Genomic DNA, 9,609 nt, shown 5'->3' on the forward strand with positions numbered 1-9,609 from the left:
CCGGCGTGCCCGCTGCATCCATCCGCGAGGCTGCGCGCATCTACGCCACCGGCGGCAACGCCGCGATCTACTACGGCCTCGGCGTTACCGAACACGCGCAAGGTTCGACAATGGTAATGGGCATCGCGAATCTGGCGATGGCGACCGGCAACATCGGCCGCGAAGGGGTCGGCGTGAACCCGCTGCGCGGTCAGAACAACGTGCAGGGTTCGTGCGACATGGGTTCGTTCCCGCACGAGCTGCCGGGCTATCGCCATATCAGCGATTCGATCACCCGCGCGTTGTTCGAAGAAGCATGGAACGTCACGTTGCAGCCCGAACCGGGACTGCGCATTCCGAACATGTTCGACGCCGCGGTGCACGGCACCTTCATGGGCTTGTACTGCCAGGGCGAAGACATCGTGCAGTCCGATCCCAACACGCACCATGTGGCGGCAGCGCTGTCGGCGATGGAATGTATCGTCGTACAGGACATTTTCCTGAACGAGACGGCAAAGTACGCGCACGTGTTGTTGCCGGGCTCAACGTTCCTCGAAAAGGACGGCACCTTCACGAACGCCGAACGCCGCATCTCGCGCGTGCGCAAAGTGATGCCTCCGCTCGCCGGCTATGCCGACTGGGAAGCCACGATCCTGCTCTCTCGCGCGCTTGGCTACGAGATGGATTACACCCATCCGTCGCAAATCATGGACGAGATCGCGCGCCTCACGCCGACTTTCCACGGTGTTTCGTACAAGAAGCTCGACGAGCTCGGCAGCATCCAGTGGCCGTGCAACGAGGATGCACCGGACGGTACGCCGACCATGCACATCGACACCTTCGTGCGCGGCAAGGGCAAGTTCGTGATTACGAAGTTCATCGCGACGCCTGAAAAAGTCACACGCAAGTTCCCGCTGCTGCTCACGACCGGTCGCATCCTGTCGCAGTACAACGTCGGCGCACAAACGCGCCGCACCGAGAATTCGCGCTGGCATGATGAGGACCGGCTGGAACTGCATCCGCACGATGCGGAAGAACGCGGCATCAAGACCGACGACTGGGTCGGCATCGAATCGCGCGCGGGACAAACCGTGTTGCGCGCGAAAGTGACCGAGCGGATGCAGCCGGGCGTCGTCTATACGACATTCCACTTCCCTGAATCGGGCGCGAACGTGATCACCACCGATAGCTCGGACTGGGCCACCAACTGTCCTGAGTACAAGGTGACCGCGGTGCAGGTGATGCCGGTCGAACAACCGTCGCAATGGCAGCAGGACTATTCGCGCTTCAACACGGAACAGCTCGATCTGCTGAAGCAGCGCGAGTTGTCCAACGCAACATCGGGTAAGTGAGGCGAGCCATGGACAATCAGAATCTGATCGACATGGCGAACCGGATCGGCGACTTTTTCGATTCGATGCCGGACCGCGAAGAAGCGCTCGCCGGCATCGCCGATCATATCCGCCGTTTCTGGGAGCCGCGTATGCGGCGCGCTTTGCTGGAAGCGCTCGATGAGCCGGATGCGAGTGGCATCGAGATGTCGGGCATCGTCAGGGAAGCGCTCGTCAAGCATCGTGACGGGCTGACGCCGGCTGCGCTTTCTACGGTATAGGCGGCGGCGCGGGTGGCTCACCTCACAGGGCCGCCTGCTCCGGCATCACCCCGCCCACTGCGAACCACGCTTCGCAATGCCGCAACAAGCCGTGCAGATCGGACCCAGTGCGCCCGCGCGCGCTGATATAGCCGTCCGGTCGCACCAGATAGAACGACGGCCGCGTGCGTCCATACGATTCGGACAACGCCGGAGCGCCCTCGCCGCTCGTATCGGTCACGCGCCAGATGCGCACCGCGCCCGGCAACAATCGCTCGACTTCCGCAGCCAGTCGCTCCAACTCTGGATCCGGCGGCAGCGCGTGCTTCGTGGCAGGATCGAGCGGCGTTTCGTCGACGGGCAGCGGTTGGACTAGCAGAAACAACGAGAAGAACGCCGGATCGTGCAGATCGAAAATGCAACCGACGCCCGGCGCGCGGCCAAGCGGACCATCCACCACATGCACCAGCGCATCCGGCGCACGCTCGCCGGCACGCGGGCCGCCGTCGAGAACGCGCTCGAGCGTCAGCGGACTGCGTCGATACTGGATCGACAACTCGCTGATGGTCATACGCGCCGCATCGCGCAGCGGACCGAGCGCGGCCAGCACCGGCATCACGCGCTCGCGCAGCAGCTTCAGCGGTCCATGATCGGCCTCGGCCATATGCGTGATGAAGCCGGTTTGCCGCAGCACGTCGCGCTCGATCGGATGCCGTTCCTGGTGGTATGTATCAAGCAGGCGGTCAGGCGCCGCGCCTTTCAAAACGCGTGCGAGTTTCCAGCCGAGATTGAACGCTTCCTGAATGCCCGTGTTCATCCCTTGCGCGCCCGCCGGGCTGTGTACGTGAGCGGCATCGCCCGCGAGAAAAATGCGGCCGACGCGCAGCCTCTCCACCATTCTGCTGTTCAAATGAAAATACGACGACCATGCCAGGTCCGACACCTCGACTCGTTCCCGCACGCGCTGGGCAATCAACGCCTTGCATTCGGCCAGCGACGGCGGCGAAATCTGGTTGAGCGACGGTTCACCGAGCACGGCGGGCGTGGCCAGCTCCGGAACCGCGCTCGGTGCGGCTGGATGATCCGCGATCAGACGATGGCGGCCATGGCCCATCGGAAACAGCGCGACGAGACCCTCGCCTGAAGCGAAGATATGGAATTCGTCTTCGGGCCAATCGGTTTCGGCATGCAGGTCGGCAAGCAGGAATGTCTGCTCGAAGGTGTTGCCCACAAAGCTCAAGCCGAGCCGGTGACGGATCGTGCTATGCGCACCGTCAGCGGCGATCATGTAGGACGGGCGCAGGGTCTCGGTATGGCCGTCCGCGCGACGCAACGTCGCCTGAATGCTGGCGGAGCCCTGCGAGAACATCGCCAGTTCAACACCGCGTTCGACCGTCACGCCGAGCGTCGCGAGATGCTCCGTCAGCAAACGCTCGGTCACGGATTGATCGAGAAACAGCAGATAGGGATAGCGCGTGTGCAGCGGATCGAAATCGAGGCGCGCGAGACGCATGCCATTGGAAAAAAGATTGGCGATGCGCGCGCGATGACCGAGTTCGAGAAACGGCTCGATCAGCCGGTGCTGTTCAAACAGTTCGAGCGTGCGCGCCTGAATGCCGATGGCCCGCGAATACGGGCTCGGTTGCAGCGCTTTGTCGATCAGACGCACGGGGATGTGGGCACGCGCCAGACTCATCGCCGCGGCGAGTCCAGTCGGACCCGCCCCAACGATCAGCACCGGCGACGCATCGTGTGCGGCAGCGTCCATGCAGAACTCCGGAGAACACAGTACGTTCTAGTGTACGCCGCCGATAGTCTGCCCAACGGTGCGCCGCATCAATCGTGCGGATGATCCAACGCGCATTGATGCACGGTCGTGCCGAGGTCGACTTGCAGCGTGGCGTGCTGCATCGAAAAACGTTCGCGCAGTGTGATGACGATGCCGTCGATCGACTCGTCGCCAGGATGGCCTGCCGGCATCACCAGATGCGCGCTGAGCGCATTGCCGGTGGTCGACAACGCCCAGACGTGCAGGTCATGCACGTCGGTGACGCCGGGCTGTCCGGCGAGATAGTCGCGGATATGCTGCAGGTCGATGCCGGGCGGCACAGCGTCGAGCGCCATGCGTACCGAATCGCGCAGCAGGCCCCACGTGCCAACCACCACCACCGCGACCACGAGCAGGCTCATTGCCGGGTCGAGCCACGTCCAGTTGGTATAGAGAATCACGAGGCCGCTGATCGCGACCGCGGCCGAGATGCCGGCGTCCGCAGCCATATGCAGGAATGCGCCGCGTATGTTCAGGTCTTCCTTCTGGCCGCGCATGAAGAGCCACGCCGAGAAGCCGTTCACGACCACGCCGACCGTCGCGACGACGAACACCACGAGTCCCGCGACCGGTGCCGGGTTCATCAGACGCCCGATTGCCTCGGCGACAATCACGCCGCATGCGAAGAGCAACAGCCCCGCGTTGGCGAGCGACGCCAGGATCGACGAACTGCCGTAGCCGAATGTATAGCGTGCCGACGGACGGCGCGTGGCGAGCCAGGTTGCGCCCCAGGCGAGTAGTAAGCCGAGCACGTCGGAGAGATTGTGGCCGGCGTCGGCAAGCAACGCGGTGGAATGCGCGATCACGCCATAGACGGCTTGAACCAGCACGATCGCCAAGTTCAATGCGACGGCGAGTGCGAAGGCGCGACCGTGGCCTGCAGCGGGTGCGTGGGCATGGTGATGGCCGGCGTGGCTGTGGGCGCTGTGGATGCGGTTGTAGTTGTGGCCGGCGTGGTTATCGTGGCTGCCTTGGCTGTGGCTACCGTGACTGCGATCGTTTTGGCCGTGGTCGCCATGATCGTGGTCGCTGTCGTCGTGATCGCTGTCGTCGTGGCCACTGTGATCGTGGTCGCCATGGCTATGGCCTGTGTGGCTCACGGCACCGTGGCTGACGTCGCGATCATGACTGCGACCGTGGTCCGCATCGTCGCCATGTGAACCGCGCCCGTCCGCTCCATGTTCCTGCGCACCGCTCTCATACGCATCGCCAGAATCGGGACGAGCTACATCATGGCGATGCCCGTCTTGACCGTCAGCCCCGTGCTCTCTCCCCTCGACCCGCGCATCTTCGCCATCGATCCCGTCGAATTCCCCATCGAGCCAGACTGGCGCGTGGTCGTCCTCGCGTTCTTCTGCGGCCCGGTTCGGCGTGGTGGGTTTCTTCATGACGGGTCCAGAGGAAATTCGCCGGCCGGCTCGGCCACATGCTCGAGCATGCCGGTCAGCATCGCGCTGATGTGACGGTCGGCGGCAAGATAGAACACCTGCTTGCCCTGCCGCTCCGCGCGCACGATTCGCGCCGCGCGCAATAGCCGCAGATGGTGGCTCACCAGCGACGACGACAAGCCCAGCCCCTGGGCAATCGCGCCGACCGCGTGCCGCTCGTCGACGCACGCGAGCACGATGCGCAAGCGCGTCGGATCGCCAAGCAGGCGAAACAGGTCGGCCAGCGGCACGATCGTCTCCACCGGGCGGTCCTCAAAACTGACAAGCGATATCGTGGAATCCATGGCAAGCGGCGTCATCGGCACACATGTGAACAAGTGTTCATATGTTATAGATATCGAAACAACAGGTCAAATCTGAGGGCGACCCGGCGAGTGTGGGAAAATGCGGCGTCCGCCCCACCCGAAATGCCTTCCCTCCGTCATGCAACAAGTATTTGACCGCGCTTTCGCGGCGCATCGTGACGGCCGCCTCGACGACGCCGAACGCGGCTACCGCGCGACGCTCGACGGCAATCCCGTGCACGTCGATGCATTGCACCTGCTGGGCGTCCTGCGCCACCAGCAGGGCCAGCACGCCGAAGCCGCCGAGCTTGTGCGGCGCGCGGTGAACCTGCGCCCGGAAGACGCCGCCCTGCAACTGAACCTCGGCAACGCGCTGAAGGCGCTGGGCAAGATCGACGACGCCATCGAACAATTCCGCAATGCGCTCACGCTGGCGCCGTCGTTCCCGATGGCGCACTACAACCTGGGCAATGCGTACGCGTCGGTGGGCCGCCACGAAGACGCCGCCGACGCCTTCGAGAAATCGTTGCGCCTGCAACCGAACGACGCTTCGTCGCACAACAATCTCGGCAACGCATTGCACGCGCTCGGCCGTCATACGGATGCGATCGCGTCGTTCCAGCGCGCGCTCGAATTGCGCCCCAGGCATGCGGGCGCGCTCAACAACATGGGCATGTCGCTGAACGCGCTTGATCGCGCAGACGAGGCGGTCCCCTGCTTTCAGGCGGCGCTAGCAGCCGAGCCGCGTTTCGTCGCCGCGCACTTCAACCTCGCCAATACGCTCGACGCCACCGGCAGCCACGAAGAAGCGGTCGCCTCCTTCCGGGCAGCGCTCGCCTTGCAGCCGAACCTGCCGCCGACCATTTTCGGGCTTGGCAACGCGCTCGCGGCGCTGGGACGCCATGCGCAAGCGCTGCCGTATCTCGAGCGCGCGGTCGGTCTCGATCCGCAATTTGCACTCGCCTGGCTGAGTCTCGGTACGGCACACCAGGCGCTGAACGCGCACGCCGCCGCTGTGCGGGCATTCGATCAGGCGTTGCGCTTGCGCCCCGATCTCGCGTCCGCGCACTTGAACCGCGCGCTTGCATGGCTTGCGTTGCGCGATTTCGCGCGTGGGCTACCGGAATACGAATGGCGGCTCCAGATCAACGCGCAGCCGGTCATCCAGACATTGCCGCGCTGGCACGGCGAGCCAATCGAACAACGCACGCTCCTCATCCATGCCGAGCAGGGTTTCGGCGATACCTTGCAATTCGTGCGCTTCGTACCACTGGCCGCGCAGCGTGCGGCGCGCGTGGTACTCGAAGTGCAGCCGCAGTTGCTGCCGCTGCTGGCGCCGGCCGCGCAAGCCTGGCGCGTGACGCTGATCGCCCAGGGTGCACCGCGTCCAGCGGCGGATCTGCAATGTCCGCTGCTGAGCTTGCCGCTCGCACTCGGCACAAGTTACGACACGATTCCCGCCCGCACCCCCTACCTCAGCGCGCCGCCGACTTACGGCCGCAAATGGCGCGGTTCGCTCGGCGGTCACGCGAAGCGCAAGATCGGCATTGCATGGTCAGGACGCATCCAGCAAAACGAAACCCGTTCGATGCCGCTCGCCGTGCTCGCTCCGCTGTTCGCGCTTGAAGGGATCGACTGGATCGTGCTGCAACCTGAACTGAGCGCCGAAGAACACGCGGCGCTCGACGCGCATCCGCGCGCGGCGTCGATTCATCGCATGGGTAAGCGGATCGGCAATTTTGCGGATACTGCGGCGATCATCGAGCGGCTCGACGCGGTCGTGTCGATCGATACGTCAATCGCTCACCTCGCGGGCGCACTGAAAAAGCCGCTGTGGTTGATGCTGCCGTTCGCCGCGGATTGGCGCTGGTTCGTCGGCGAGACGCGCAGTTCGTGGTATCCGGGCGTAACGCTGCTGCGCCAGCCGCAACCCGGCGCGTGGAGCGACGTGGTGGAGGCGGTGGCGAACGAATTGCGCCGCGGCTAACCAGGCCTGACCCACCGAAATCTGTTGCTGATGCGACACCCAACAAAAAACCCCGCGTTCTCACGAGCGCGGGGTTTTTGTTTGTCCGGATGGTTTATCCGGATGAGCGGTCAACCTTAACCTTACCCTTACCCTTAAGCCGCTCGATACTGATTGCGCGACTCCGGCGTGCGATACAGCACCAGCGTCGCGATCAGCCCGCAGATCGCCGCCACGCCCAGGAACAGGCCAGGCGCTGCCTTGTTGCCCGTGGTGTGAATCAGCAACGTCGAGATGGCCGGCGTGAAGCCGCCGATCGTCGTAGCAAGGCTGTAGGCCAGCGAGAAACCGGCGGTCCGCACTTCGACCGGCATCACTTCGGTCAGCGCCACCACCATCGCGCCGTTGTAGCTGCCGTACAGGAACGACAGCCACAGCTCGACAGCCAGAAGGCGAACGAACGACGGCTCGGCGACCAGCCATTGCAGCGCCGGGTACGCGGTGATGATCGTCAGGATCGTGAAGGCGAGCAGCACCGGACGGCGGCCGATACGATCCGACAACGCGCCCGCGAGTGGCAGCCAGACCAGGTTCGACAAACCGATACAGACGGTGACGACGAGCGTATCGATCGACGACAGCTTCAGCACTTCCTTGCCGAAGGTCGGCGTATAGGCCGTGATCATGTAGAACGACACGGTGGTCATGATGACCATGCCCATACCGCCCAGCACGATGCCCCAGTTCGCGGCCATCGTCTTCATGATCTCGCCCATGCTCGGATGATGCTTGCGCGCCTTGAATTCCTCGGTTTCCTGCAACGAACGGCGGATGATGAACAGGAACGGCACGATCAGGCAGCCGATCAGGAACGGCACGCGCCAACCCCAGGCCGTCATCTGGTCAGCCGGCAACATCTTGTTCAGGAAGACGCCGATCAGCGCGGCGAATACTACGGCAACCTGCTGGCTGCCCGACTGCCACGCACAATAGAAACCCTTGTTGCCCTTGGTGGCGATCTCCGACAGATAGACCGACACGCCGCCCAGTTCGACCCCGGCGGAGAAGCCTTGCAGCAGCCGGCCGAACAGCACGAGCGCCGGGGCAAGCACACCGATGGTCGCGTAGCCTGGAATCGCGGCGACCGTGAGCGTGCCGAGCGCCATCAGGCCGAGGGTAAGGATCAGGCCTTTGCGCCGGCCGTGATGGTCGATGTAGGCACCCAGCACGATTGCGCCTAGCGGCCGCATCAGGAAGCCCGCGCCGAATACCGACAGCGACAGCATCAACGAGGCGAATTCGTTGCCACTTGGGAAATAGGTCTTGGCAATCGCGGACGCGTAATAGCCGTAGACCATGAAGTCGTACATCTCAAGAAAGTTGCCGCTGACGACGCGGAAAACTGTCTTGACCTTGGATTCCTGGGATGAAGAAGTGGCGTGTGACGCAGTAGACATGACATTCTCTGTAAGCCCGTCGCCACGCAGACAGGCGGCGTTCAGGCAGTTGAAACGATCCACTGCGTTTGGCAAGCGGATGCCACGGGCAGCTGAATTAGAGCGCGCCGGGGGCGCTGCATTTTCATGCTGAACGCATTCACGCGGTATCAGGGTAAACGTTGTGAAACACCTCAAGCCCGCAGCACGTAATGTTACCGTTCATGGCACTGTCGCGCATTCCATACAGTTTCATTACAGACAGTGTCGGCGCGCCTTTGCGGTAAACTTTTTACAGACAGGCAATTTCCGTTGAACACCATCCCGATGCAATCCTCCCGCGCACTTTCGCTGCGCCCTGCGACCCTCGCGGATGCAGCGCTGATCGCCTCGATCCATAGCACCAGCTGGCAGGCTACCTATCGCGGCCTGTTGCCCGACGCATTCCTCGACGGCGAAGTAACGCAGGAGCGCGCCGCCTATTGGGAAGCACGCCTGCGCGCACCGGGCGGCGAGCGCCGCATCATTCTGATCGCCGAACTCGCGGGCGAGCCGGTCGGTTTCGTCTGCGTCGAACAGCAACCGGAGTCCGCGTGGGGTGTGCTGCTCGACAACTTGCATGCGCTGCCGGCGCACCAGGGCATTGGCGCAGGCAAGCTGTTGATGCGTGCAGCCGAAGACTGGGCACGCGCGCAAGGAGAGACGCAGCTATATCTTTACGTGCTCGAAGGCAACACACCGGCGATCGGCTTTTATGAAAAGCAAGGCTGGCAATTCGTCGGCGCCGAACCGGATCATATGGGCGGCGTGGATATTACTGCATTGCGCTATGTGTACCGGCTGGACCGCCGGTTGGATCAATGAAACAGGCGTACCTGGTTTGATCGCCGTCCAAAGCGGGGCGAATTCAGAACAGAACGGTGCTTCTTTTTCGGAACAGTCCGATCGTTAGTTCAGCCACTTCCAGGCATCATCTTCCGCACCCCGATGGCTTCACAGTGACCGCTCATGCGGCGGCGCGCTCGACCTGAGTACGCCGTTTTCATATGGCCTTGTGTACCGCGTTCATACGCATCG

Annotated in this window: 8 protein-coding genes; 4 read left to right on the forward strand and 4 right to left on the reverse strand. The window is 63.4% G+C overall.

Annotated elements, in window-relative coordinates:
* Both VFE81_RS14170 and VFE81_RS14175 read left to right on the forward strand, forming a co-directional pair.
* Positions 1 to 1,331, forward strand: a 1,331-nt coding sequence (locus tag VFE81_RS14170; protein WP_325045199.1) for a molybdopterin oxidoreductase family protein, incomplete at its 5' end; no start/stop codon positions are given.
* 8 nt (positions 1,332 to 1,339) lie between these two features.
* The gene (locus tag VFE81_RS14175) at positions 1,340 to 1,591 is read left to right on the forward strand and encodes a formate dehydrogenase subunit delta (protein ID WP_325045200.1); all 252 of its coding nucleotides are present in this window, start codon (positions 1,340 to 1,342) and stop codon (positions 1,589 to 1,591) included.
* Positions 1,592 to 1,613: 22 nt separating this feature from the next.
* Here VFE81_RS14175 and VFE81_RS14180 read toward each other — a convergent pair whose 3' ends face one another.
* From VFE81_RS14180 to VFE81_RS14190, 3 genes are all read right to left on the reverse strand, one after another.
* Complete coding sequence (locus VFE81_RS14180) at positions 1,614 to 3,338, reverse strand: FAD-dependent monooxygenase (RefSeq protein WP_325045201.1); 1,725 nt, start codon at positions 3,336 to 3,338, stop codon at positions 1,614 to 1,616.
* Positions 3,339 to 3,406: 68 nt separating this feature from the next.
* A complete protein-coding gene (locus VFE81_RS14185; RefSeq protein ID WP_325045202.1) occupies positions 3,407 to 4,786 on the reverse strand; it encodes a cation diffusion facilitator family transporter in 1,380 nt (459 codons plus the stop codon).
* A complete protein-coding gene (locus tag VFE81_RS14190) occupies positions 4,783 to 5,130 on the reverse strand; it encodes a metalloregulator ArsR/SmtB family transcription factor (RefSeq protein ID WP_325045203.1) in 348 nt (115 codons plus the stop codon). Before VFE81_RS14190 ends, VFE81_RS14185 begins: the two co-directional genes overlap by 4 nt.
* Before the next feature lie 139 nt (positions 5,131 to 5,269).
* Between VFE81_RS14190 and VFE81_RS14195 the strand changes: the two genes are divergently transcribed.
* Entirely contained in the window at positions 5,270 to 7,117 is a 1,848-nt protein-coding gene (locus VFE81_RS14195; RefSeq protein ID WP_325045204.1) for a tetratricopeptide repeat protein, read from the forward strand.
* Between the two features lie 134 nt (positions 7,118 to 7,251).
* Here the strand turns inward: VFE81_RS14195 and VFE81_RS14200 are convergent, their stop codons facing one another.
* On the reverse strand, positions 7,252 to 8,553 hold the full coding sequence (locus tag VFE81_RS14200) for an MFS transporter (protein WP_325045205.1): 1,302 nt from the start codon (positions 8,551 to 8,553) through the stop codon (positions 7,252 to 7,254).
* Positions 8,554 to 8,859: 306 nt separating this feature from the next.
* Between VFE81_RS14200 and VFE81_RS14205 the strand changes: the two genes are divergently transcribed.
* On the forward strand, positions 8,860 to 9,396 hold the full coding sequence (locus VFE81_RS14205) for a GNAT family N-acetyltransferase (protein WP_325045206.1): 537 nt from the start codon (positions 8,860 to 8,862) through the stop codon (positions 9,394 to 9,396).
* The last annotated feature ends 213 nt before the right edge of the window (positions 9,397 to 9,609 follow it).

It is taken from the genome of Paraburkholderia sp. (assembly GCF_035656215.1).
In the GTDB taxonomy this organism is placed as follows: domain Bacteria; phylum Pseudomonadota; class Gammaproteobacteria; order Burkholderiales; family Burkholderiaceae; genus Paraburkholderia.